The organism is Teredinibacter purpureus (genome assembly GCF_014217335.1).
Classification (GTDB): Bacteria; Pseudomonadota; Gammaproteobacteria; order Pseudomonadales; family Cellvibrionaceae; genus Teredinibacter; species Teredinibacter purpureus.
This window is the reverse complement of the sequence record NZ_CP060092.1, coordinates 3,168,675-3,192,285: the sequence shown is the minus strand read 5'-3', so window position 1 is coordinate 3,192,285 and position 23,611 is coordinate 3,168,675. Positions and strand designations below refer to the sequence as shown.

The 23,611-nt window shown below is 45.4% G+C and carries 20 protein-coding genes and 2 tRNA genes; 8 read left to right on the top strand and 14 right to left on the bottom strand.

Annotated features, from left to right (window positions below; all coding sequences use genetic code 11):
• Window positions 1–189: 189 nt before the first annotated feature.
• The 6 genes from H5647_RS14015 to H5647_RS13990 are packed head-to-tail and all read left to right on the top strand — an operon-like array spanning window position 190 to window position 7,596.
• Window positions 190–1,155: an AAA family ATPase gene (locus H5647_RS14015; protein WP_045859418.1), complete on the top strand. Its 966-nt coding sequence runs from the start codon at window positions 190–192 to the stop codon at window positions 1,153–1,155.
• Window positions 1,156–1,192: 37 nt separating this feature from the next.
• The gene (locus H5647_RS14010) at window positions 1,193–2,194 is read left to right on the top strand and encodes a DUF58 domain-containing protein (RefSeq protein ID WP_045859416.1); all 1,002 of its coding nucleotides are present in this window, start codon (window positions 1,193–1,195) and stop codon (window positions 2,192–2,194) included.
• Complete coding sequence (locus H5647_RS14005) at window positions 2,191–2,799, top strand: DUF4381 domain-containing protein (RefSeq protein WP_052692076.1); 609 nt, start codon at window positions 2,191–2,193, stop codon at window positions 2,797–2,799. The genes H5647_RS14010 and H5647_RS14005 overlap by 4 nt, the downstream gene beginning before the upstream one ends.
• Window positions 2,792–3,829: a vWA domain-containing protein gene (locus tag H5647_RS14000; RefSeq protein ID WP_045859414.1), complete on the top strand. Its 1,038-nt coding sequence runs from the start codon at window positions 2,792–2,794 to the stop codon at window positions 3,827–3,829. The genes H5647_RS14005 and H5647_RS14000 overlap by 8 nt, the downstream gene beginning before the upstream one ends.
• Window positions 3,829–5,847 (top strand): VWA domain-containing protein, encoded by a 2,019-nt coding sequence (locus H5647_RS13995; RefSeq protein ID WP_045859413.1) that lies wholly within the window; start codon window positions 3,829–3,831, stop codon window positions 5,845–5,847. The genes H5647_RS14000 and H5647_RS13995 overlap by 1 nt, the downstream gene beginning before the upstream one ends.
• A gap of 18 nt (window positions 5,848–5,865) precedes the next feature.
• Window positions 5,866–7,596, top strand: a complete 1,731-nt coding sequence (locus H5647_RS13990) for a BatD family protein (protein ID WP_045859411.1) — start codon at window positions 5,866–5,868, stop codon at window positions 7,594–7,596.
• Window positions 7,597–7,731: 135 nt separating this feature from the next.
• Here H5647_RS13990 and H5647_RS13985 read toward each other — a convergent pair whose 3' ends face one another.
• From H5647_RS13985 to H5647_RS13955, 7 genes are all read right to left on the bottom strand, one after another.
• A complete protein-coding gene (locus tag H5647_RS13985) occupies window positions 7,732–8,352 on the bottom strand; it encodes a YceI family protein (protein ID WP_082087065.1) in 621 nt (206 codons plus the stop codon).
• A gap of 120 nt (window positions 8,353–8,472) precedes the next feature.
• Window positions 8,473–9,018: a cytochrome b gene (locus H5647_RS13980; RefSeq protein WP_045859409.1), complete on the bottom strand. Its 546-nt coding sequence runs from the start codon at window positions 9,016–9,018 to the stop codon at window positions 8,473–8,475.
• A gap of 10 nt (window positions 9,019–9,028) precedes the next feature.
• Window positions 9,029–11,695, bottom strand: a complete 2,667-nt coding sequence (gene pepN, locus H5647_RS13975; RefSeq protein WP_045859407.1) for an aminopeptidase N — start codon at window positions 11,693–11,695, stop codon at window positions 9,029–9,031.
• 15 nt (window positions 11,696–11,710) lie between these two features.
• Window positions 11,711–11,965 (bottom strand): YeaC family protein, encoded by a 255-nt coding sequence (locus H5647_RS13970; protein WP_045859405.1) that lies wholly within the window; start codon window positions 11,963–11,965, stop codon window positions 11,711–11,713.
• A gap of 21 nt (window positions 11,966–11,986) precedes the next feature.
• Window positions 11,987–12,844: a rhomboid family intramembrane serine protease gene (locus H5647_RS13965; protein WP_045859403.1), complete on the bottom strand. Its 858-nt coding sequence runs from the start codon at window positions 12,842–12,844 to the stop codon at window positions 11,987–11,989.
• Between the two features lie 48 nt (window positions 12,845–12,892).
• Window positions 12,893–13,873, bottom strand: coding sequence for a metallophosphoesterase (locus H5647_RS13960; RefSeq protein WP_236074900.1), 981 nt, complete (start codon window positions 13,871–13,873; stop codon window positions 12,893–12,895).
• Window positions 13,874–13,887: 14 nt separating this feature from the next.
• Window positions 13,888–14,772: an NAD(+) kinase gene (locus tag H5647_RS13955; RefSeq protein ID WP_045859398.1), complete on the bottom strand. Its 885-nt coding sequence runs from the start codon at window positions 14,770–14,772 to the stop codon at window positions 13,888–13,890.
• 36 nt (window positions 14,773–14,808) lie between these two features.
• Here H5647_RS13955 and H5647_RS13950 point away from each other — a divergent pair, with 36 nt between their 5' ends.
• Window positions 14,809–15,870: a DUF1853 family protein gene (locus H5647_RS13950; protein ID WP_052692074.1), complete on the top strand. Its 1,062-nt coding sequence runs from the start codon at window positions 14,809–14,811 to the stop codon at window positions 15,868–15,870.
• On the opposite strand, the gene H5647_RS13945 is transcribed toward H5647_RS13950, so the two are convergent.
• The 7 genes from H5647_RS13945 to H5647_RS13920 all read right to left on the bottom strand — a co-directional run bounded on the left by H5647_RS13945 (window position 15,831) and on the right by H5647_RS13920 (window position 21,312).
• Window positions 15,831–16,970 (bottom strand): cyclic nucleotide-binding domain-containing protein, encoded by a 1,140-nt coding sequence (locus tag H5647_RS13945; protein WP_045859396.1) that lies wholly within the window; start codon window positions 16,968–16,970, stop codon window positions 15,831–15,833. The genes H5647_RS13950 and H5647_RS13945 overlap by 40 nt on opposite strands.
• A gap of 281 nt (window positions 16,971–17,251) precedes the next feature.
• Complete coding sequence (locus H5647_RS13940; RefSeq protein ID WP_052692073.1) at window positions 17,252–18,250, bottom strand: 1-aminocyclopropane-1-carboxylate deaminase/D-cysteine desulfhydrase; 999 nt, start codon at window positions 18,248–18,250, stop codon at window positions 17,252–17,254.
• The gene (locus H5647_RS13935) at window positions 18,219–19,583 is read right to left on the bottom strand and encodes a sodium:proton antiporter (protein ID WP_236074899.1); all 1,365 of its coding nucleotides are present in this window, start codon (window positions 19,581–19,583) and stop codon (window positions 18,219–18,221) included. The genes H5647_RS13940 and H5647_RS13935 overlap by 32 nt, the downstream gene beginning before the upstream one ends.
• 329 nt (window positions 19,584–19,912) lie before the next feature.
• Window positions 19,913–20,038: a hypothetical protein gene (locus tag H5647_RS22340; RefSeq protein WP_268871356.1), complete on the bottom strand. Its 126-nt coding sequence runs from the start codon at window positions 20,036–20,038 to the stop codon at window positions 19,913–19,915.
• Between the two features lie 409 nt (window positions 20,039–20,447).
• Window positions 20,448–20,524, bottom strand: a tRNA-Asp gene (locus tag H5647_RS13930).
• A gap of 28 nt (window positions 20,525–20,552) precedes the next feature.
• A tRNA-Val gene (locus tag H5647_RS13925) sits at window positions 20,553–20,628 on the bottom strand.
• Between the two features lie 186 nt (window positions 20,629–20,814).
• Entirely contained in the window at window positions 20,815–21,312 is a 498-nt protein-coding gene (locus H5647_RS13920) for a flavin reductase family protein (protein ID WP_045861400.1), read from the bottom strand.
• A gap of 233 nt (window positions 21,313–21,545) precedes the next feature.
• Between H5647_RS13920 and hemN the strand changes: the two genes are divergently transcribed.
• Entirely contained in the window at window positions 21,546–22,949 is a 1,404-nt protein-coding gene (gene hemN, locus H5647_RS13915) for an oxygen-independent coproporphyrinogen III oxidase (RefSeq protein WP_045859394.1), read from the top strand.
• The last annotated feature ends 662 nt before the right edge of the window (window positions 22,950–23,611 follow it).

Sequence of the window (23,611 nt, the reverse complement as noted above, 5' to 3'; positions counted from 1 at the left end):
TCTCTTTTTGTCCCTCTGTATAGAATGATTTTGGTGAAAATCAATCGCAATAAGCCCCTTGAATAGGAGACTTTTGCCCACATACAGAGGTTTCGGTTTAAGTATTAAAGTTGCCCTTAAGGTATAGTTACAAAATTCTTTAATATCAATAAGTTTGACTAGTTTTCTAACAAATCGGTACACCTGATAATGACCACTAAAACAGCCTTACAAAACCTAAGAAAATGGATGGATTGCCAAATTATTGGCCAACCACACTTAATTGATCGTTTATTGATCGCCCTCATCGCAGACGGCCACTTATTAGTCGAAGGCGCACCCGGATTAGCCAAAACTAAGGCCATTAAAATCCTATCTGAAGGCATTGAAGGCAATTTTCATCGTGTGCAATTCACACCGGATCTTTTGCCCTCGGATGTGACCGGCACCGATATTTACCGCCCAGAGCAAGGTACTTTTGAGTTTCAACCGGGGCCCATTTTCCATAACCTGGTACTTGCCGATGAAATTAATCGGGCCCCCGCAAAAGTTCAATCTGCATTACTTGAAGCCATGGCTGAAGGACAAATTAGTGTGGGCAAGGCGACCTACCCGCTACCGGATTTATTCTTGGTAATGGCAACGCAAAACCCGATTGAACAAGAAGGCACTTACCCGCTACCGGAAGCTCAACTTGATCGGTTCTTAATGCATGTAGAAGTCGGTTTTCCGGATGCTATTGCGGAAAAAAGCATTCTCAAACTCAGCCGCGCGGAGGCCAGCCAAAAACAGGCCAAACTGACAATGGATGAGCCTATTAGCCAAGCGAACCTGTTTTCGATCCGAGAAGAGGCGCTGGCCATTCATATGGAAGATACCGTTGAAGACTATATTGTCCAGTTAACGGACGCGACACGAAACCCACAGCAATACGGTGATGACCTAGCACGCTGGCTTGATTATGGCGTAAGCCCTCGGGCCACGATCAGCCTAGATCGTTGTGCGCGAGCACATGCTTGGCTGAGTGAAAAAGATTACGTAAGCCCAGAAGATGTAAGAGCGGTTGTACACGATGTATTCCGACACCGATTAATTCTGAGCTTTGAAGCCGAGGCCAATGGGCAAACGCCTGACATGATTATCGACGAACTTATTAATCGCGTCCCTGTTGTTTAAGTAGTTACAGCAATCGAATGGCTTAAAGGTTTAATTAATGCTGAATAAGGCAAAAAGAACATCCCCTTCAGGTGAAGATAACCAACAGAGTTCGGTAGCCACTATTGGCGCCTATGTTACTGTCGAGCATCTACTGCAGTTTCGTTATTGTACGAAAGATCTAACGGTTGCAACCCGAAAAAAAAGCACCTCCATTATCGATGGTGAAAGTCATACGCAGTTTCGTGGTCGAGGTATGGAGTTCGCGGAAGTACGGCCTTATCAACCAGGAGACGATATTCGGAACATCGATTGGCGTGTAACCGCCCGTACAACACAACCTTATACAAAGTTGTTTCAGGAAGAGCGTGAACGCCCGGTGCTCATCGTTATAGACCAGCGTTCACCAATGTTTTTTGGTAGCCACAGCGTATTTAAATCGGTGGCGGCTACCGAAATGGCAGCGGGTATAGCCTGGATAGCATTACAAAACAATGACCGTATAGGTGCATTAATATTCGGTGACCACGACCAATATGATCTGCGTGCGAAACGAGGCAAGCATGCGGCCTTAGCGCTCATTAACCAGTTACACGCGTACAACTTGAAATTAAATAGCCCTGTAAACCCTAGCGGCAGCGACACCTCCTGTTACGATATTTTTAGCGACCTTAGACGCGTAGCAAAACCGGGAAGCGCCGTTTTCGTGTTAAGCGATTTTCACGATTTTGATGGCGCCTGCGAAGAGCCGCTGAGCATGTTGTCACGACATACCGATGTGAATCTCCTATCGTTTTCAGACCCGCTCGAGCGATCCCTTCCTACAGGAAAAGAGCTCACCGTTTCCAATAATCAAGAGCGGCTTACATTGCACGCCAATACCCATAATTTTCTAAACGCTTACAACCAGGCATTTACCGCAAAGCAAGCTTCACTACGCACAAGCTGTCTAAATTCGGGAGCCGGTTTTCACTCGCTCGATATTGCAACGCCCTCCTCTAGCCATTTACGGGAACTGTTCTCCAGTAAACGTGGTAAACGCAAAGGAGGTGTTCGATGAATACTGTAGCCCCCCCTAGTGCCACTCAAGACCCTCGCATTGCAGAACTCCTGGCCCAATTGCACGCGCCTATCGCACCGAACGCGATAGGCTTATGGCCACCTGCTGTTGGCTGGTGGCTATTAATCGCCATAGGTATTGCCGTGCTCGCTCTACTGATTCGTACCGTTAAAAAACGCTCGAAACGCAACGCCTACCGAAAACTGGCTTTATCAGAGCTGACAGCTTTATCGAAAATGGATCTTCCTGAAGAGCAAACAACAAAAATCCCATTACTGGCGGCTACCCTCTTAAAACGCACGTGCATAGCCGCATACCCAGTTTTAAAAACGCATAGCGCAGGCTTGTACGGAAAACAATGGTTCGATTGGTTAACGCAATCAGCCAATCTCGACTCACTGACTGCTGCACAAACTGAAACGTTACTCAGCCTCACAGGGGAGGCAAAATATTCCGCTGAAAGCTCCTTAGATCCTGAACTCGTGTTTAGTAGTTGCCGCTATTGGATTGAAAAGCATGTGCACGTACCTGAGAGTACACAGCACCAATGGTTGCGCACCGGTAAGACACCGACCTGCGCAAAGGAGAACCCCAATCATGTTTGAGTTTTCTTGGCCCTGGGTCTTTTTTGTATTGCCTTTGCCTTTAGCCGTTTATTTATTTGTGCCTTCCGTTAAGCGTCAAGCGGCCGCGTTAAAGGTACCGTTTTTTAGTCGCGTTAGAACACTGTATAAACACTCTTCACATAGTGTTCGTGGCGGCACCATTATTACAGCCTTACCATTATTAGTGTGTTGGCTTCTATTAGTCTGTGCAGGCGCTAGGCCACAATGGATTGGTGACGCCGTTACATTGCCAACCAGTGGCCGTGATTTATTATTAGCTGTTGATATTTCGGGCAGCATGGAAACGCCGGATATGGTTGTTGAAGACCAACAAATTCCACGTATTTCCGTAGTAAAGTACGTTGTAACAGATTTTATCGATCGCCGTGAGAGCGATCGAATTGGGTTGGTATTATTTGGTTCCCAAGCTTACTTGCAATCACCACTCACATTTGACCGCCCGACCGTTAGTCAGCTTCTAGATGAAGCTCAATTAGGATTTGCCGGTGAACAGACCGCTATTGGTGACGCAATTGGGCTTGCGATAAAACGACTAAAAGAGCGCCCCGATTCCCACCGCGTATTGGTTTTATTGACTGATGGCGCGAACACTTCGGGCGAAGTGATGCCGCGCCAAGCGGCTGACCTTGCCAAACAAGCCGGTGTAAAAATATACACGATTGGTGTTGGTGCAAATAAAATGGTGCAACGCATGGGGATTTTTGGCGGAATGTCTCGCACAGTTAACCCTTCGAGCGAATTAGATGAAGACACCCTTAAATATATTGCTGATACAACCGGCGGTACGTATTTTCGGGCGCACGACCCACAAGAACTACAGCAAATCTATTATTTACTTGATCAGCTAGAACCTATTGAGCAGGCCGGTGAAACACTTCGGCCAATACGCGCGCTCTATTATTGGCCTCTAGCAATAGCACTGGTATTAAGTATGTTAGTAGCAGTTTTTCGCTTAATAAAGATAGGTACAGTTGCTCGAGTAACGCTGTCTGGCGAGGCTAAAACATAATGAGTTTATTAACAACGCACTTTCACTTTCTTCGCCCAGAATGGTTAACGTTAATAGTTCCTGCCATTGTTCTCGTAATTCTTGCCATACGCGCGCACTCGCGTTCACGCGAATGGCAAAGTATTATTGCGCCGCATTTACTGCCTTATTTAATGGACGGAAAACTATCGCAGCGCTCGCGCGGTGTTTTTATAATATTATTATTACTCTGGACGTTATTAACCCTTGCCCTAGCCGGCCCCGCATGGGAAAAACTACCACAACCTTTACACCGTGAAACCTCAGCTTTAGTCATCGCCTGGGATCTATCACCGTCCATGATGGCAGAGGATGTTAAACCGTCACGATTAGTCCGTTCGAGGTTAAAATTAATAGAGCTACTACGGCAACGAAAAGAAGGTTTAACCGCATTAATTGCCTACAGTGGTGAAGCTCATATTGTGACGCCTCTAACGGACGACACCGAAACTATTGTGTCGTTATTGTCTGGGCTCGACCCTGCCATCATGCCTGCAAAGGGTAGCAATACGGAAATGGCCCTAGAACTCGCACAACAACTATTGGCAGACGGCGGCATCGCTAAAGGTGATATCGTCTTTCTAACCGACGGTATCGCACGAAGTGCCCAAGCGGAACTTCGTCAGTTACACGATGACACACAACACACCATTAGCATCTGGGGAATCGGTACTCCAGAGGGCGCGCCCATACCTTTAGCTAGCGGTGGTTTTGCTTACGATAGGCAAGGCGACATGGTGATAGCGCGTTTAAACGACCGTGAGCTAAGCGATGTAGCGGTTGAATTAAATGGGTTATATATTCCGTTTACTCAAACCGAGTTTGATTTACGCACCATACAAAATTTTGTATTTAAGGCCGAATCTGACGAGACTCGCGAAACTAGCCGATTGTTCGACCAATGGTACGAACATGGCCCTTACCTTCTTTTAATACTATTACCGTTTGCAGCCCTCGCCTTTAGGCGCGGCTGGTTATTAAGTTTTGGGTTTATAGCGCTTGTACTACCTGCAGAGCAAGCAAATGCTGTCGAGCCTAACAATCTTTGGGACGACCTATGGTTAACGCAAGATCAGCAAGCACAGGCATTGCTACCGTCTGACCCCGCTGCCGCCGCTGATCAGTTTAATCATCCACAGTGGCAAGGTATCGCTCATTACAATGCGAATAATTTTGAACAAGCATTGGAGGCATTTGCCGGAGATACCAGTGAAGACTTATATAACCGAGGCAATGCCCTTACGCAACTTGGAAAGTTTGATGAAGCCATAGAACATTACCAACAATCGCTAGAGCTCGACCCCAGTAATGCTTATGCCATCAATAATAAAACCATCGCAGAAGCGTTAAAAAAATTGGCCGAAGAACAGGCAGGCCAGGAATCACAACCCGGAGACGGTGATCAAAACGAAGGTGATCAAGATCAACAACAAAACCCTAACGAATCTGATAGCAACCAACAGCAAGGCGAAGCTGGCGGTGAATCTGATTCTAATGAAGGCGACGAGCAGCAAGCCAACAACGAACCACAGGGCGACCAACAATCGGGTGAGCATTCTGATTCTTCTGAGCAAACTCCGGGAGAAAACACGCAAGCGTTATCCGATGAGCAAGAAGAAGCCTTAGAGCAACAATACGGTCAGCAAGATGATCAAACAGCTGAGAATGAAGAGCGCCCTGAACAAGAAAGCGAAGCAAGCACGGCCAACAATACACCCGAACAACAAGATTCAGCAGAGTCTATAACTCCACCAGATGCTAGTGACGACGATAGTGCAACCGAAGATGCGCCTGCAGCAATGTCGTTGGCGCAAATGGCTGAACAAAAAGCACAGCAAGAAGCTCAGCAGTCACTTGAGCAATGGCTGAGAAAAGTACCCGACGACCCCAGCGGGCTTTTACGGAACAAATTTCAGTATGAAAATAGCCAGCGCAAACGTAGCGTACGACAAAACTCCATGCTATTTCCGAATCAAACAAAAGAAGAGGAACGTTGGTAAATGATTATGAGGACTAGAATGAACAACCCCACTTCCCCCCTTTTGAACACAGTATTTTCCGTTGGAATAATGGTATTGCTGTGGCTGTTGAATAGCACTGCACAGGCCCAAACGTTTACGGCCCGTGTAGATCGTACGCAGGTGTCCATGAATGAAACGTTTAATCTTGTCGTTCGTTACAGTGGTTCGACACAGTCACAACCCGATTTTAGCGCGTTAACAGATCAATTCGAAATTTTAAATCAATCGACAAGCAACCAGATTCGCAATTCGAACGGAAGTGTCGAGTCCCATACCGAATGGAGTATGGTTCTTTTACCTAGAGGCGTTGGCCGATTGGTTGTGCCATCATTTAAATTCGACAATGCCTTCACCGATGCCATCGTAATATCCGTATCTGCAAATGCGCCTCTCCCCGCAGGCCAACAGGATGATATTTTTGTTGAGACAATCCTCAATACAACCTCCTCCCATGTACAAGAACAAATATTGCTTACCTATCAATTGTTTTATTCTGTCAATATTGAAGGATTGGAAAACCCTGCACCAGTAATTGAAAACGCTATTGTTGAACCATTAGAGCGATCCAACTTTAGTCGTAACATCCAGGGTAAAACCTATAATGTTGCAGCATTTAACTATGCGATTTTTCCACAGGCTAGTGGCGACATTTCGCTGCCTTCCTTAACATGGTCTGCCAAAATAGCAAAAACGCAAAATCGCAATTTATGGAACTATGGCGGTGCACGCTATGAAATAAAGCGATTACGAACGGCAGATAAAACCATCAAGGTAGCAAGCCAGCCGGCTGAATTTCCTACTAATGCAACATGGCTTCCGTCCAGCGGACTGTCATTAACCGAACAATGGAATACGGCTCCAGAAAACTTTAAGGTGGGTGAGCCCATAACGCGCACGCTAACATTAACCGCAAATGGTTTAATGTCTTCTCAGCTTCCCACTATTATCGGCTCTCCCACGGACGCTCGCGTTAAATTCTACGCAGACCAACCAGAATTAAGAGAGAGCAAAGGTGCTGAGGGCGTAATATCACAACGAGTAGAAACCTTGGCTGTAGTCATTTCGGAAAGTGGCGAAGTCATTATTCCGGCTGTCAGTATTCCGTGGTGGGACAGCCAAGCCAACGAGCTGAAATATGCAGCGTTACCCTCGCGAACGGTTATAGTTGCAGCAAACTCTGATATAGAAGCGAATGCACATGCGAGAAGCGAGGCTCTAGGGCAACCACAACCACTTACCCCTATAGAGCCGGTAGAATCGCAGCAGAATGTCAGTATTTTGTGGCAAGCTCTCGCGGTATTCTTTATGTGTACCACACTGTGGTTTAGCGTATGGGTGCTTCGGTTGAGAAAAAACACTCACGTAAAAGCAGAACCTGAAAACAACCATGGGCTTACGATGAGCGCCAATAAGAAGCAAGCATGGAAGGCGCTGCAACACGCTTGTCGTGGTAGCGATCTTAACGTTGTGCGTACAGCAACGATCAACTGGGCTAACGCTAATTGGCCTCTCGCTCAAATCCATGCGCTTGCCGATATAGCCCGTGCTACAAAAGATTCCGTGATTGAAACCCAACTCTCCGCCTTGGATAGCGCACTCTTTAGCGCTAACGGCGATAAACACTGGAACCCAAACTTGTTAATGAGTGCGATTAAAGATTGGCAAGAAGCGGCTACCAAAACAGGAACCAAAGATTGTAAAACGTTAAAGCCATTATATGGGGAATAAATGTTTGGACGTTGGGATGAATGGCGAGCATTGAAAAAAGGCCTGGGCGCCCTACACTGAACGTCTCTTTAACAATACTTCCAACAGGTGGCCATATAGGTAATATGTAGCCACCTGTTGGGACTTAGAGAATATCTACTTACGAATGCCTTCAACTGATAATATCAGCTCGACCTGTGCCGCAGCTTCGCCAAGTTTTGAGGCCATATCCAAGCCGAAGTCTTTCGGGGTAATGGTTGCCTTGCCTTCAAACCCTTGTCTGTAGCCACCCCAGTGATCAGCACCGCCGCCTATATGTTCAACATCAATATTGATCGACTTTGTTACGCCCATAAACGTGAGGTCACCTGTCAATACAGCGGTTTTATCGCCTATCGCTTTGTAGGCAGTACTCTTAAAGCTAGCGGTTGTATATTTGCCAGAGTTTAAATATTTTGGTGCAGCCAAGTGTGTTTCGCGCTCAGCATGATTCGTATCTAAGCTGGTCATATCAACGGTAATATCCACCGTGCTCGCGTTTGGTTTCTTAGGGTCGTAACTAAACTCACCTTCGAATGAATTAAATCGTCCATATAACCAACTGTAACCTAAGTGCTTAACGCGAAACTGAACGAAGGCGTGAGCACCTTTTGTATCGATGACATAATCATCAGCTACGCTAATGGTTGGGGCGGTTATACTGGCAACAAGTAAAACTACACCCAATAAATAATGGGATATACGCTGTTGGGTTAATCGTATTGTTAAGTGTTTCATGATGTCCTTCCTTATACTTTGGGTAATGCATGGTTTTTTATTGGAATATAAACGTTAAATAACGGTTAAAAAACGTCGTTGGGCACTGAGTTAACTACACGATACGATCTAATGACCAAGCTATAGACCGAGCATGCGTTTTAACGTAGTGTCTTTATCGAAAAAATGATGTTTCAACGCCGCTAGACCATGCAACGTCGCAACGCCGACAATAAGAAATGCCATAAACTCATGAACCTCAGACGCATAATGCTCTAAATTTTCTATGCCGGTAACAGTGGCAGGTAGTGCTATAAAACCTAGTACTTCCAAGGGCTGCCCTTTAGACGTTGTGATTAAATAACCACTTATTAACATGGATACCACTACGCAATAGAATGCTGTATGGATCACTTTTGCGACCAAAACCTCCCAATATTTATGAGATTTCAATGCGGTAGGCGGTTTAGAATAAGAACGCCACAAGAAGCGGACAACAAAAAGTAGCACCACCACAAAACCAATACTCTTGTGCAGTGCCGGAGCACTTTTATACCAAGCATCGTAATAATCTAGTTCCATCATCCAAAGCCCAAGAAAAAACAGGACAAACACACCGATGGCACCAAGCCAATGGAGTATGATACTCACTAGGCCGTAACGCTGAGAGGTATTTTTAAGGTTCATTGTCAATTACTCATGCCAAACTTTTGGTAACCACTTCAAAAACATCTTTCGACAAGGCTGGGTGTTCCAACAACGTAGAAAGCGTTTGTCGCATAGATTGCTGCCGCTGATCATCATACTTCTTCCAACGCGTTAATGGCGCTAGTAAGCGCGAGGCCATCTGGGGGTTGGAATCGTTAAGCTCTAAAATACGTTGGCTGAGAAATGCGTACCCCTTGCCCGATCGATCGTGAAAACAGATAGCATTCCGGCTACAGAAACCACCAATTAGTGCACGCAATTTATTCGGGTTGTTTTTATCGAAGCTAGGATGATCCATTAACTGTTTTACGGTCGAAAGTGTTGTTGGATTCGAGCTGCTCGCTTGAACGGAAAACCATCGATTCATTACTAATGTATCATCGGCCCATTTTGTGTAAAACGCGGCAAGACTTTCTTCTTTTAGCGCAATAGCTGCTTGGCTATTACTGTGTACCAATTCAGCTAATGCCGAAAACTCATCACTCATATTATCGGCTTTATCGAACTGACTTTTTGCCAACGCCAACGCTTCCTGCTTGCCAGAGGCAACGAGATAACTCAAAGCCGTATGCTTAAGCTTTCGCTCAGCGATACTCTGTGTATCGGCTGAGTACGCCTTGGGCTTGTCCAGCAAGGTGTATAGATCGTGATACAACCCGTAAAATTGCTGCGCTAATTTACGTTTCACTCGAACACGCGCATGATGGGTGCATTCAACATCGATTATTGTTTGCGTTTCACTAAGGTACTCTTCACTCGGTAAGGTTAACGTGTAAGCCAACATTTGCAGATCTTGCTCACTCTTACCCGAAGCCGCTTCTATAGCTTGCTCCAGGAGTTGCTTATGCGTTTCTAATAGTTGCGGGTTAACCGTTGGTGCTGGTTCATTACCCAGTGCCTGCATAACGTCTTTTATAACTGAAACCGCCATTTGTTGGCTAGCATCCCAACGACAAAAGCCATCGTCATCACGCGTAATTAACCGAGCCAAATCGGTAAGCGTATACTGAAAGTCTAGCTTTATAGGCGCCGAAAAATCGCGAAATAACGACGGCACAGGCTCTTCTCTAACATTTTCAAAAACGAGCGTTTGTTCTTTCTCAGTAATTTCAACGACCCTATGGGTGCTTGATTCACCAGCATTATCTTTAAGCGTAAAACTGAGTGGGCCTTCTAGACCAATTAAACCCATTGCCATAGGAATATGGAAAGGCAATTTCATTTCACATTCTGGCGTGGGGGGGCAGCTTTGTTTGACCGTAAGATTATAGGTATGCGCATCAGGGTTATACTTTCCTCTTACTTTTACACGAGGTGTACCGGCTTGACGATACCAATTCATAAACTGCGTAAAATCTCTACCCGAAACGTCTGTCATAGCTTTTATAAAATCGTCGATGGTTACAGCTTGACCATCGTGGCGTTCGAAATATAAATCGCTGCCTTGGCGAAATAGCGCTGCACCAAGCAAACTATGGATCATTCGAACAACTTCTGCGCCCTTTTCATAAACGGTTAACGTATAGAAATTGGATATTTCAATAAACGAGGCTGGCTGAACCGCATGTGCCATTGGCCCGGCATCTTCAGCAAATTGATGCGTGCGCAACATGTTTACATCTTCAACCCGTTTTACGGTGCGTGACCCCATATCCGATGAAAATTCTGCATCTCGAAAAACAGTAAAACCTTCTTTTAAACTAAGTTGAAACCAATCACGACAGGTGACCCGATTCCCAGACCAATTATGGAAATATTCGTGTGCAACAATGGCCTCGATTGACAAGAAACTCTCGTCAGTAGTGGTTGCACTACTCGCCAGCACGCAGCTGGTATTAAAAATATTAAGGCCTTTGTTTTCCATTGCGCCCATATTAAAATCGTCTACGGCAACGATCATAAAAACATCCAGATCATATTCCCGCCCATAAACATCTTCATCCCATTTCATGGCCTTTTTTAGCGACTGCATCGCGTGTTCGCATTTATTAATATCTTTAGCTTCTACGTATATACGTAGCAATACTTCACGTCCAGAGGACGTTGTAAAATAGCCATCAAGATTAACGAGGTCGCCAGCCACTAATGCAAATAAATAACTCGGTTTTTTATGTGGGTCGTGCCATTCAACCCAATGACGCCCCTCGTCAAGCGCCCCTTCTCCTATTTTGTTTCCATTTGATAGTAGTACGGGGTATAACGCCTTATCGGCCGTTATGCGCACAGTAAATTCACTCATTACATCTGGTCGATCCGGAAAATAGGTTATTGTCCTAAATCCTTCAGCTTCGCACTGCGTACAAAACATCTTTTGCGATTTATAGAGCCCTTCCAGAGAGGTATTATTTTGTGGCTCTATTTTGGTTATACACGTCAACGTAAAGTGAGTGAGCACGTTAGGTATAGTAAGACAATCATCGCTCACTGAATAACGGGAATCATCCAGTACTGTTCCGTCGATCGCTATACTCACTAGCGTAAGCCCCTGACCGTGTAAGACCAAAGGGTGAGCGCTATTGCTCTCGTTTGCTAGAAACGTTAATTCGGATCTTACTTCTGCATGATTTTCATACAAATCAAAATTTAGCTTAGTTTTTTCTAACGTAAAAAGTGGCGCTTGGTAATCGGCTAGATAAATGGTTTTGGGGTTATTCACAATTGAACTCCAGGGCTACTGCCACTTCAAGGTTTCTTCAGATTTTTTTCCCGTATCATCTGAACACGGCGTTTTTTTCGGTGGAACAAAGCCAGTGCGTTCGTTCTCGGGTACGTATTTATGCTCATAAGCAATTATGGCTTGTAGACAAATCTCTGTTTGTTCTGGCGATAATACTTTTCCATCTGGCCATTTTCGTATTTCTATGGCAGTTTGAAAACGACGATAGATTTCTGGTGTCATTGTTCTTAAAATATCTTCAGGGGTCATAATACTCTCTTTAGTTCTTTTCTAGCGCTGATACTTATTTGATTTAGTAATGTATTTTGACCATAAATACTCAAGGCCTGCGACACTTAGACCTGTTAGTAAACCGCCCAAATGCGCACCATTAGCCACTTGACCATCGATAAACCAATCGACTACGCCGAAAAAACCAAGCGCTAGCCATGCCAACATAAAACCGTATAGCCCCACGGGCATAGTCACTAGCTTACTTTTTGATACTCGGCCGCACACAAATAAGTAGCCCAGCAAACCGTACACTACACCAGATAAGCCGCCAAATATATTGCCTTCGGTCATAAGAAATTGGCAATAGTTTGCCCCTATCGCTGTGGCAACAAAAAGAAAGAGGTAACGTACCTTTCCTGAAAATTGCTCAACACGCGCACCAAGCTCCCACATCCACAATCCATTAAATAAAATGTGGAAAAAATTGAAGTGAATAAAAGCCGGAGTAATTAAACGCCAAGGTTCACCTTGCGACAATGCCGCTAACAACGGTAGGAAAAGGGATTGATCCACCCAGTATTGCGCATGCAGGATATCCTGCATAACATAGCCCACAATACCGAGTGCGATCATTACAATGGAGAAAGGCGAACGGCGAACTAATGCGCCAAAATATCCTGCTGCTGTAGGCTTTTTTTCGCGGGATATTGGCGTGGTGGCAGACACCGTACCATCCCTGTAATACTCCGAAAAGTAACGCTCGACTACAGATGTTTCCGCTGCATCCAACAACCATAGTTCCTGTACGCCGCCATGCTCTGCTATTCGGTGCGCGACGTTATGCGCATCTAAATATTGATGGAGGCCGTGTAAGGGAGCATCCACCGGAAATTCAGCGATTTTTATCCAATTCATAGAGGTCATTCGGTTCGTGTGAAGGCTGTAGAGCGACTAGCGCGCGAATTAAGCATCGCTGCTATTAGTGGGCGTGACATCAATCCAGCAAAATTTGGATTTATCTAAATAATGTTCGCCGTCAAATCGATAACACGCGAGGCGACCATATTTTACGGCACTGTAATCTAAACAGGCCAAATTTTTTGTGACCGGTTCGGGATTCCCTTGTAGCCAATAATGACCAACGAAAACCGGTTTTTCGTTTTCTGAATAACACAGTAGCGCGTTTTTTTGCTCGTGATTTAAAGATAAGGCTCCAATATCATCAGGCAAGGGGTCCGGCTGAAACGCGACATCCTGGAGGGTTTTTGGTGCTTTTGCCCAGAATTTTGTTCTAAAAGCCCGCCGTTCCAAACCGTCTTTACCTGCAATTTTTCGACCTTCCGGTAATGCCAAATCGGTACCTCGCGTGAGTCTATCCATAAAACGCTGTGGAAAGGAGCCCCTCTCTGCCGATTCCCGTATAAATTGTGTGGTAACCTGGGTCTGATTATTGTTCAGCACTAAAAACTCTGCGATTAACTCTGCATCCCAACAAGCATGTACAACGCGAAAAGCATCGAATTCTAAGAATATTGGCAACGTTTGAAACCATTCTAGAAACATTCGCCATTCTTCTGGGTAGCTCGCGAACTGCGTTAAGGTTTCGGCAATAAGCCTATTGTGACGGCTGTTGTGCTCACGCACGTAAGTCTTATCAAGATATTCTGGGGCAAGCGTCGTGTAACCAAGGGCATTGTACTCATGATTCCCCATCACGCAGTATGCGCTGCCGGCATCGACCATACCTTTTACTATGTGCAGAGCTTCTCTTATACGGGGCCCTCTATCAAGAATGTCGCCTAGAAATATCGCCATTCGCGAGGGATGGCTATAAACGGGAAATTCAGCATCAGGTGCTTTATTCCAATAGCCCATTTTTACCAGAAGTTTTTCTAGCGTTTGGGCGCAACCGTGTACATCGCCAATAATATCGTAGCCTTGCATATTCATCTGCTAATTTAGGTATTTCCTGTGTGGCTAGCCCAACCTAACTTCGTTCGACAGGTTTCGTAAAAATCATGTCCCTCAGGATGGATGAGCGTTATAGTTTTATCAGATTTTGTGATGACCACCTCATCGCCTGGCTGAGACGTTGTTTGATTTTGACCGTCGCAAGTGACCAGTGGGTTCAAATTATTTTGCTCGGAAACAATAAGCCGAATAACACTTGTTCCACTGACAACGATGGGACGACTACTGAGCGTATGCGGGTATAGCGGCACCAGCGCAATAGCATCAAGATTAGGGTGCATGATCGGCCCACCGCCACTTAGCGCATACGCCGTTGACCCTGTAGGTGATGAGACAATAAGCCCATCCGAGCGTTGCCGGTAAACGAACTCATCGCCCACATACAATTCAAACTCGATCATGCGTATAAACTTACCGGGATGAACAACAACGTCATTTAGCGCTAACCCAGAAGATAATATGGAGCCATTACGCACAACTTTACAATCCAACAAAAATCGTTGTTCTGTTTGAAATTTACCTTCTAGCACTTCACCAACTTTGTATTCAATATCTTCGGGCGATATATCCGTTAAAAAGCCTAGCCGGCCACGGTTAATACCCAACAAATGTACGTTATGACCCGCAAAGGCTCTAGCCGCGGACAGTAGACTTCCATCCCCCCCCACCACTATGATGAGGTCACACCGAATTGCCAGCTCTATGCGAGGCGTAATAGGAAGGTTGGCATCGGGCAAAACTGACGCTGTTTCCTCGTCAAGCAATATTTCCACCTGCTGCTTGCCAAGATAAGATACAAGCCGGCTGATAGAATATTGTGTGTTCGCACTCGCGAGCCGACCAATCAGGCCGATGGTTTTATATGCAGTCATAGTTATATTAAATAAGTTGAGATTATTGGATTTTATATGACGGAACCGAAAGTCGCCAATTTACCCACCACGGATCTTTCTCACATTTTTTGTGGCAACCAAACAGAAATATGGCTGCGTTTCAAAAATTCTGCGGTTAACGATCTTGCATGGGTAATTTTTAGCCCGGATTTAGTCGAAAAAGAACTGGGTAATAGTGTTAGTGCTGGTAAAACCCTGTGGGGCCTACCTGACAGCCAGCAGGCCGTTATTCATTGGCTAACCAAGCTGGATGAAAACATAAGTTTACGCGGTTTACCGGATCGATACACCCTAACTATAAAACAAAGCCCTCAGCGGCTTGGTGTTTATTTTGAACAATTAATTGCCTTTGCGCTCCAGTCCTTGCCTGCAGTCAAGACGAACCGCCCTGCCCTGTTAGCTCAAAATATACAAATTAATGAGGATGGTATAACCGCTGGAGAGTTCGATTTCCTGTTACAAGATCAGCAAAATCAATTATTACACGTAGAAGCCGCAGTAAAATTTTTTTTACTGCCCCAAAAAGCGAGCTTACCGTATGACCCTATGCACTGGCTCGGGCCTAACGCAAAAGACAAGCTTGGGTTAAAAATAGACCACTTATTGGCAAAACAACTAACACTATTTCAGCGCTCGAAGGCGGCTCGAAAAAAAGCGCTGCAGCTTAACGGCAACCCTACCTCCTGTGAGGCGCAATCACAATACTTGGTAAAAGGTATGTTTTTTATACACTGGTCAGCGTTAATCGCTCAACCTGCAATTGCGAACGCTGAATGTTTAATGGGCCACTGGATACACGAAAAAGAATTGAAAAACTTAATAGAGGCCAACAAAACTAGCCAATACTTTACGGTTAGCCTGCTCAAAAAAACAGAGTGGCTGACGGGAAACGGCGTCAACAACCCTTTGACCGCTTTTGACCTGCCCTCGCCTTCGGCGATTCCTTATATGCTTGAACTCACGCATCAGCCAGAGCATTCTTTTGCGGACGACGTACATACCGAAAAGAAAACAAGCCGGTTAATGGTGGTGAACAACTATTGGCCAGAAATTAATTCGCCGTCTCGAATGATATAACCCGGCTCCGTAACAAGCTGATTCGAGAGGCTATCGCCATCAATCCCCCCCTTTAGCGCTAGGACATTATAACCTTGCTTACCCAGTAAATAGGCGGCTGCTCGACTGCGTCGCCCGGAATTACAGTAAAATACATACGCTTTTTCTGGTAGCAACAAGCGTTTTTTTATACTGAGCAAGTTAAGCGGAATATTCGCAGACAGTGCAAAATGCCCTGCGGAATACTCTTCTTCGGTTCGCACGTCCACAAGGATTGGCTGCTCCGCCATATTGACCAGATCCTTGTCGCTGACTTCGTCAACGACAGCTTCTTTTAATAATAATAGAAAATCTGTTTTCTCCAGCCGCATTAACACACCATCAGAACTCATCGTGATTGTTGCGTTTCGTGCCTGCTCGTACACCAAAGAATCTTCGCCAAAACAACGCCCTGCTGCAATATCGGCAACTTTCTCTATGCTTTTATTGGCTTCATTGTAGTGAGTAACCGTAGCGCTACCGTCTTTAATAAAGTAACAGCAATCCCCTATCTCGCCTTGCCTAAGAATTACCTCACCACTATGCACCACCATTGGCGTGAGGCGAGAAAATATTTGCTCCACATTAACCGGCGGCACTTTATAAAAAAGGTTTGAGTTTAATACCGTATGCATCCAGTCGAGATCCTCATCAAGATCACGCTGCAGAGAAACCTCGGACATTAAATATTGTGCTATTTGACTCCAGCTAAGTGTTCGGTCAAGTTGATCACTATCAATCCTTAATACCGTTGCATCGGTTAAGGCAACTGCTCGACATTGACGTGGTTGCTCTTGCGCTAACGGGAGTTGGTTTAACGCCGCTTGAATATGTTCTTTATGACCCGAGCGATAGTGTAATTCTACTTCACCAAACAAGAGGTAAACATGTTGATTATCATAACTATCAATATCAAAGATGATGTCTTGCGCGAAAACCGTTTGTGTTTCTGCACGCAAGAAAAGATCTTCTAAAAAGTTTCGCTTCATTGCTTTTAAGGGAACAAGTGCTCCTGATGCATTAAGCAAATCGTCTTCTTCTTGTTCTGAATGATGCATTACGGCGCCTTGTAACAATCCCATTTAAACAAACTCTCCCACTATTTTAGCGCGGTAACTAGCCATTTATACAAGCTAGTAGCACTCATTGAACTGTCACTATAACGACGGCACACTTTAGTAACGATCATAGTATAGCGCCCCTGTATGATAGGGCTAAATATGAACGGTACACAGTGTGGCTCGGCCCTTTTCTTAACCGCACTGTAAAGACTATAGCCCCAAACAGTTACAGTAAAATATGAAGCGCATGCATAGATGAATTACATGCAATTGGTAGGCGCTTAGCGAATGCGCGCGGGACACTAGTCTTTCAAGTGGAAGCCACGCCTACCTTGCAGCCCACCCGTGTGAACCGCGACAATATGACTTCCTTTCGGCCAAAAACCTCTTAGAGCCAAACGCTCTATTCCGTACATCATCTTAGCGGTGTACACGGGGTCCAATAATACACGTGTTCTGTATTCGAACTCATGTAGATATTCGTTTAATTCAACGGGAAACGTCCCAAAACCACCGAAATGGAACTCATCTGTCACCTGCCAAGACGAAGGACGAGCTGCGCACCCAACCAGCGGTAGCGATTCAGCAACGGATTCGCTCATCCATTGACTACTTTTTTTCAATGGGCTAAATCCAAGCACCGGCGATACACGCGCCATTGGTGTTTCTGTTCCAAACGACAAACCCGCTACAATACCCGCTAAAGTTGAGCCTGTACCCGTTGCCACAGCAATAGTATCGGCCTGCAAAGCTCGCAATCGTCGACCAATGGCTATACATCCTTTAATACCTAGCTTGCCACCACCACCTTCCGGCACCCAAAAAACCTTACCTAATGTGTGCTCTAACGAGGTTAATAATTCGTCACTGTTACGCCCCCGATAGCGCATTCGATCAACGAAATGTACCTGCATGCCGAGGCGCTGAAGATCGTTTAGCGTCGCATTAGCGCAATCAAAACCATCACCGCGTACGATGCCAATCGTGGGGAAGCCAAGCATATCGCCCATTACCGCTAAAGCATGCAAGTGGTTCGAGTATGCACCACCAAAACTGGCAATGGGTATAGCTTGCCCGAGCGCTCTATACGCTTTTAGATGGTAGTACAGCTTAAACAATTTATTTCCGCTAAGGCGCTCATGCATTAAATCGAGCCTCAGTAGGCTTAGACGCACACCTGCATCGCTAAGCGATGGCAGATCTATGCCTTGGAGGGGGGCCATTTGAGCGAGATGTTGTGGTTCATAATTAAGGAGTTGCGTTAGTGACTTAGCCACTAACAACTTTGAGGCTTCCGGCACTTTTAATCTCTTTGTGGGCACTGCATCGATCTTCATCACCACTATGGAAATCGGTTGGGTTGGTTATGCGGGGAACGTTTTCGCCACAGATACTGCCATTTTCGTCGATAGCACTGCAGACAGGTGCCTGATAATGGTCGAGCCATGCTTTGTAAAGTGCTTCTTTCACCCCACATTGGGCGGCAGCGTAGGCGACTGAATTCGTCATGTAATCCGCTATATCGGCAAACGGTATTGTAATGTGCCCTGCGCCAGGTTGATAGCTAACAAAACTAATACCCTTGCCCACCATTTTTGAAAGAAGCCCCTCATTTGTATTGCCCATCAGCGCTTCGTTTTCTTTCCTGAGGCGCGAAATTTCATCCCGAAGCTGTCGCTCTTGCTCGTTGCGATACATAAGCTCTACCTCACGCATCTGCAACATTTCGTTCAGTTCTGTTGTCGCAACCGTTATTTTGGCCTCAATTTCCGCTTGATGATTATCTCGGAGACTATGAATATGCTCGGCTCCCTGCCCTTCAGCCTTCTCAAGCTTATGCTCAAAATATTCTCTCAGCCCCTCAATTTTCATTGCTTGGCCGTCTATTGTTTCTTTTAGTGCTTGGTTACGCTCGCGCTCCTCTTCTATCGTCCGGTTCTTCTCAGCGATTATCGTCCTGTATTCCTCAATTCGATTGCTGTAATCAACCTTTAAAGAGGCAATACTTTTTTTACTTTCATTGCTTATTGTTGCCGCGCGAAGACGCTGATCCTTTAGTAGCTGAGCTGTCTGGTTTCTAAATTCGGATGCATACTCTTTTCTTAGCTCACCGCTAATCTTTTGCTCTAATAGTTCGTTATTCAATATAGGGGGAGAGCCTGCCTGCGCAGGCTCGTGTGGCCCCTCCCTAAATTGAATGGAGAGCTTATTACGCAGCGCGGCCTTAGAGAGTATCGATAGATGGTTTTTGCCCGAACGCATATCCGGGTCCCATAAGGAATCTTTAAAATATTGGATGGGGCATTGGCTAGCACACACTAAACGAATAGGGCCTGCACCCAAATCAGGGCCTCTGATGGCACTACCAATTAACTGGTCTAACGGTATATTCCACGTACTATCAACTTCACCCTTGGCGTTAAAGCCGATTGTAAAAAAGATGGCCGTGCGAATACGGAGCTTTGAATCAAGGTCAATACACACCGATTTTGCCGTTTGACCTGCCCAGTCGATAGAGGGTACATAGTTATCTAATATTGCCTCAAATTCCGTATAATGCATTTCTTTGACAATGGCTCCAGCATCGTTAAAAAATAATACGGCTCGAGCTAGTTCATCATGGTCGAAAATCACGTTCGCTTACTACCTACTGATTACCAAACAACGGGCACCTGCAGCTAAAAACAGGCGATATTGCTGTCATTATTGACCACTCACTAAATTTGCGTTGTGAACAGGCCTTCAGAAACGCGGGTTGAACGGCAATATTCACTATAAACGTGAATAGCGTAACGATTTGAGCCGGCAGGACGACCACGTAGTTAATGAACGTTCGGCTTACGGGATTTCAGTATCGCGGGGGGGGGGGGGCGTTGAACGCTATGATATGGGGCGATGGTGATTGACCTGCCCCGCTTTTCTTAAGTGTTAACGTACACCTAAATATGACTCAAATGCATTAATTAAAAACTTTCACACTCATCTATTTCGTCTTCCTCATCAATATCAGATTCTTGCGCATCGGAATCCCAGTCATCGCCGAGATTTTGCCCATTGTTATAAAGTAACTCTTCTAAATAATCGTGCATTACAACTCCTTATGATCTAAAGCTAGCAATCCGTTAAAACATTTTACGCTAAAGGGTTAACCGTGAAGGTTCTGCTGCCTAGCCGCGCTTATTTTTTTGTTTGCACTGGCCTGAAGCAACACTTGAGACAACAAATAGGTAAACCAAGAGTGGTTGGATTGCGTGTTTCCACAATACGTTGGAAATATGACAGTCTGTTGACAAGTTAGTTCGTGCCAAAGGAAATCATCGTTTCCGTTCTACTTACAGCGGTTCGCCCAATATTTTAATTATATAGGCACTTTAACTGTAGCTTACTTTCCAATAGATAGTAGGTGGCGCTAAGGTATTAGGCGGAAGGTTCGATACTGAAACAAAGGCAATCTAGAACGAAAAAAGCCCCACTCGATAGAGTGAGGCTTTTTATATATGGCGACCCGGAAGGGACTTGAACCCTCGACCTCCGGCGTGACAGGCCGGCATTCTAACCAACTGAACTACCGGGCCGCAGTAGTCACTACTCTCTAGGAAGTTTTGGTGGGTGGTACAGGGGTCGAACCTGTGACCTACGCCTTGTAAGGGCGCCGCTCTACCAACTGAGCTAACCACCCGCATAATCTGATCGCTCAGACGTCCTTCCGCGAGAGGGGCGCATTCTACCTTTTTCTAACTTGTTGTCAAACAGTTCCAGCGTTTTTTTTAAACTGATTTCAATTTACGTCCTTAACGCAGACTTATTGGTCACTTTGCACTTTAATTAGGCGATGAGGCGCTTGCGTATATGCCGCCCTGCCAGTTTAGAGTTCTAGATAGCTTCCGTTCAAGTAGCCCAGTACACTTACCTCGCTTGCATCGATTAACGTTGTAGTCACATCGCCCACCACAATATTGTGAGTGCCATATTCGAATGTCGCTTTCTTACTGCAGATAAAAACAGCCTGTGCATCACCTAAATAGAACAAACCTGTTTTTGAGTCTTGCTGCCAGTGCCCATGTTCGAATCGACTATCGCCGGCCTCCGGTGTAGCGCAATTGATGGAGATTTGCTTATGCTTTGGCGCAAGAACATTGACGCAGAAAAACTGGGTCTCCAAAATTGCATGATCCAACGTTGCTTGGCGATTAATACACACCAATAACGAAGGAGGTTCGGCTGAAACAGACGTGACAGATGACGCTGTCATAGCAAATCTCTCGCCTTTAGAATTATTAGCCGTAATCACGGTAACGCCGGATAACAACCGGCGCATGCCATCAAACATTGTAGTGGTTGTGTCGCCTGATACTTCGGTCATAAAATTAAAAACCTTGATTTTTAGTGCGCCTTTTAGAAGGCAACAGCAACTGAATTTCTCGATAATCCTTTTCTTAGAGGGGGCCGCAGGTAGGGGCTGCAAACCGGTTCTTAAGCGTTGGGTAACGTAAGCTGGGCTGAGTCTACCCCGCGTATTGATATGGGTCAATCGCACGCCTTTCAAGCCATTTATACTTATCAACATTGCCATCACCATCATGAGTACCGCGCTATATGCCAAGCACAATCCGCCAGTTATGGGATAACGAACTTATTCGAAAGCACGATTTATCGGGGCCTCGATACACTTCCTACCCCACCGCCCCTCAATTTAAAGAGGGTTTTACTCAGCAGCAGTGGCTAAACGCAGTCGAGACTAGTAACCGCTCGGCATCTCCGTTATCGCTTTATTTCCACATCCCCTTTTGTGATACCGTTTGCTATTACTGCGGCTGCAATAAGATCATTACCGCCAATAAAGCCTTAGCGACGCCCTATGTCGACGCGATGATGAAAGAAATACAGATGCAGGCTCATCATATCGACACCTCCCGCCCCGTCGACCAGCTTCACTGGGGCGGCGGTACTCCTACCTATTTAAGCGACAACCAAATGTCCTTATTGATGAGAGAGATCAATAAACATTTTACGCTACACAAGGATGATTCGGGCGAATATGGAATAGAGATACACCCTCAAGGCGTTACACCTAATCGACTAAAACATTTACGTCAGCTTGGCTTTAACCGCTTAAGTATGGGGGTTCAAGATTTTGACGAACACGTACAGAAGGCCGTCAATCGATTTAACAGCGTAGAAGAGGTTACTGAGCTGGTAAATTCTGCACGTTCACTCGGGTTTACATCAACAAGCGTTGACCTAATCTATGGGTTGCCACTGCAATCTACGGTCAGCTTTGGTGAAACACTTGAAAGAGTCATCGATATTAGGCCAGACCGCATATCTGTTTTTAATTACGCCCACATGCCAGAACTGTTTAAAACGCAAAAACAAATTGATGCTCGACAACTGCCAGAGCCACAAGAAAAACTCCAAATTTTGTATAACAGCATCGAACGGTTGCTATTGGCCGGTTACGTATATGTCGGGATGGACCACTTCGCCCTACCTTCAGATGAGTTAGCAAAAGCGCAATCGAACAAAAAACTCCACCGAAACTTTCAAGGCTACGCCACGCACGGTGACTGTGAGCTTTTTTCGTTTGGTGTATCGTCTATCGCATCATTTGGCTCTATGTTTATTCAAAATGTAAAAGGCGTAGAAGAATACTACGCCGCAATTGAAAACCAAGAGCTCCCCACTCAAAAAGGCATTGCGCTTTCGTCAGACGACCACGTTCGTCAGCACGTGATTTCAGAGCTTATTTGTCATTTTGAAGTAGATTTTGCTTCCGTAAGTGCGCTGTACGGTATCAGATTTAAAGAATATTTCGCGCCTGAACTGTCGTCACTCGCCGAATTAGAAGACGACGGCCTGCTCTCGATAACAGCAGAAAGCTTACGCGTCCATAGCGTTGGGCGCATACTTATTCGACGAATATGCATGGCATTTGATGCTTATCTCAACCGTTCGCAACTAAAACAGGTTAGAGCCCCAAAATACTCTCGCATCATATAGCCACAAGAAATTCTTGTGTTGCCCAATGCAAGTACAAAACGGCAACATCTCGCTGTACCGCAATCTGTAATCATTTTGATGCCAATCAACCCTCTTTTTCCCGCCTCAGATACTGTAGATATGTCGTTATAGTTGAAACGCATGGGATGATGGCGTCCGTTAAGCACGCCAAAAAACAGAATCCTGCCCCAATAATGACGCTAAAAATCTAACTGAATGGCCTAAGAAAACGATGTGAGGAGTACGAATATTATGGTGTTCAAGCAAGTATTAGATTTTACCGCCGCCTGCGAAAATATCACTACGCGCAACGCCAGCAAAAAAAAATGCAGAAATTGCAAAGGAGAGCGCAACACACTATTGCTTTGCACGGAATGTACTAAGACAACTGGTCACAGCAAATCAAGCCATATCGCGTTACAGACAACCTTGTAGATACACTGCTGAAGAAAAAAATAGTTATAGGGCGGTATGAACAAAGGCATTGGAAAGGTCTTACAAGGCTCTATCGAAAAACACATGCACCACGGTAATTACTGTAACGAATAAGCCCACAACTTTTAACTGAGGTTAGAATTGTGGGGCTATAGAACCCCTTAGACCAATGGGCGTGTTAATGTTGAGTAAGCCGCCGCTATTGAATGAGAAAGGCACTCGCCCCG

Bases quoted from the DNA above. Each gene is read 5' to 3' on its own strand.
- H5647_RS13960 (WP_236074900.1), bottom strand. From the start codon at position 13,873: ATGCAAGGCTACGATATTATTGGCGATGTACACGGTTGCGCCCAAACG.
- H5647_RS13965 (WP_045859403.1), bottom strand. From the start codon at position 12,844: ATGAATTGGATAAAAATCGCTGAATTTCCGGTGGATGCTCCCTTACAC.
- H5647_RS14000 (WP_045859414.1), top strand. From the start codon at position 2,792: ATGTTTGAGTTTTCTTGGCCCTGGGTCTTTTTTGTATTGCCTTTGCCT.
- H5647_RS14005 (WP_052692076.1), top strand. From the start codon at position 2,191: ATGAATACTGTAGCCCCCCCTAGTGCCACTCAAGACCCTCGCATTGCA.
- H5647_RS13970 (WP_045859405.1), bottom strand. From the start codon at position 11,965: ATGACCCCTGAAGATATTTTAAGAACAATGACACCAGAAATCTATCGT.
- H5647_RS13955 (WP_045859398.1), bottom strand. From the start codon at position 14,772: ATGACTGCATATAAAACCATCGGCCTGATTGGTCGGCTCGCGAGTGCG.
- H5647_RS13950 (WP_052692074.1), top strand. From the start codon at position 14,809: ATGACGGAACCGAAAGTCGCCAATTTACCCACCACGGATCTTTCTCAC.
- H5647_RS13980 (WP_045859409.1), bottom strand. From the start codon at position 9,018: ATGAACCTTAAAAATACCTCTCAGCGTTACGGCCTAGTGAGTATCATA.
- H5647_RS13920 (WP_045861400.1), bottom strand. From the start codon at position 21,312: ATGACCGAAGTATCAGGCGACACAACCACTACAATGTTTGATGGCATG.
- H5647_RS13945 (WP_045859396.1), bottom strand. From the start codon at position 16,970: ATGGGATTGTTACAAGGCGCCGTAATGCATCATTCAGAACAAGAAGAA.
- hemN (WP_045859394.1), top strand. From the start codon at position 21,546: ATGCCAAGCACAATCCGCCAGTTATGGGATAACGAACTTATTCGAAAG.
- H5647_RS14015 (WP_045859418.1), top strand. From the start codon at position 190: ATGACCACTAAAACAGCCTTACAAAACCTAAGAAAATGGATGGATTGC.
- H5647_RS22340 (WP_268871356.1), bottom strand. From the start codon at position 20,038: ATGCACGATTATTTAGAAGAGTTACTTTATAACAATGGGCAAAATCTC.
- H5647_RS13995 (WP_045859413.1), top strand. From the start codon at position 3,829: ATGAGTTTATTAACAACGCACTTTCACTTTCTTCGCCCAGAATGGTTA.
- H5647_RS13990 (WP_045859411.1), top strand. From the start codon at position 5,866: ATGAACAACCCCACTTCCCCCCTTTTGAACACAGTATTTTCCGTTGGA.
- H5647_RS14010 (WP_045859416.1), top strand. From the start codon at position 1,193: ATGCTGAATAAGGCAAAAAGAACATCCCCTTCAGGTGAAGATAACCAA.
- H5647_RS13985 (WP_082087065.1), bottom strand. From the start codon at position 8,352: ATGAAACACTTAACAATACGATTAACCCAACAGCGTATATCCCATTAT.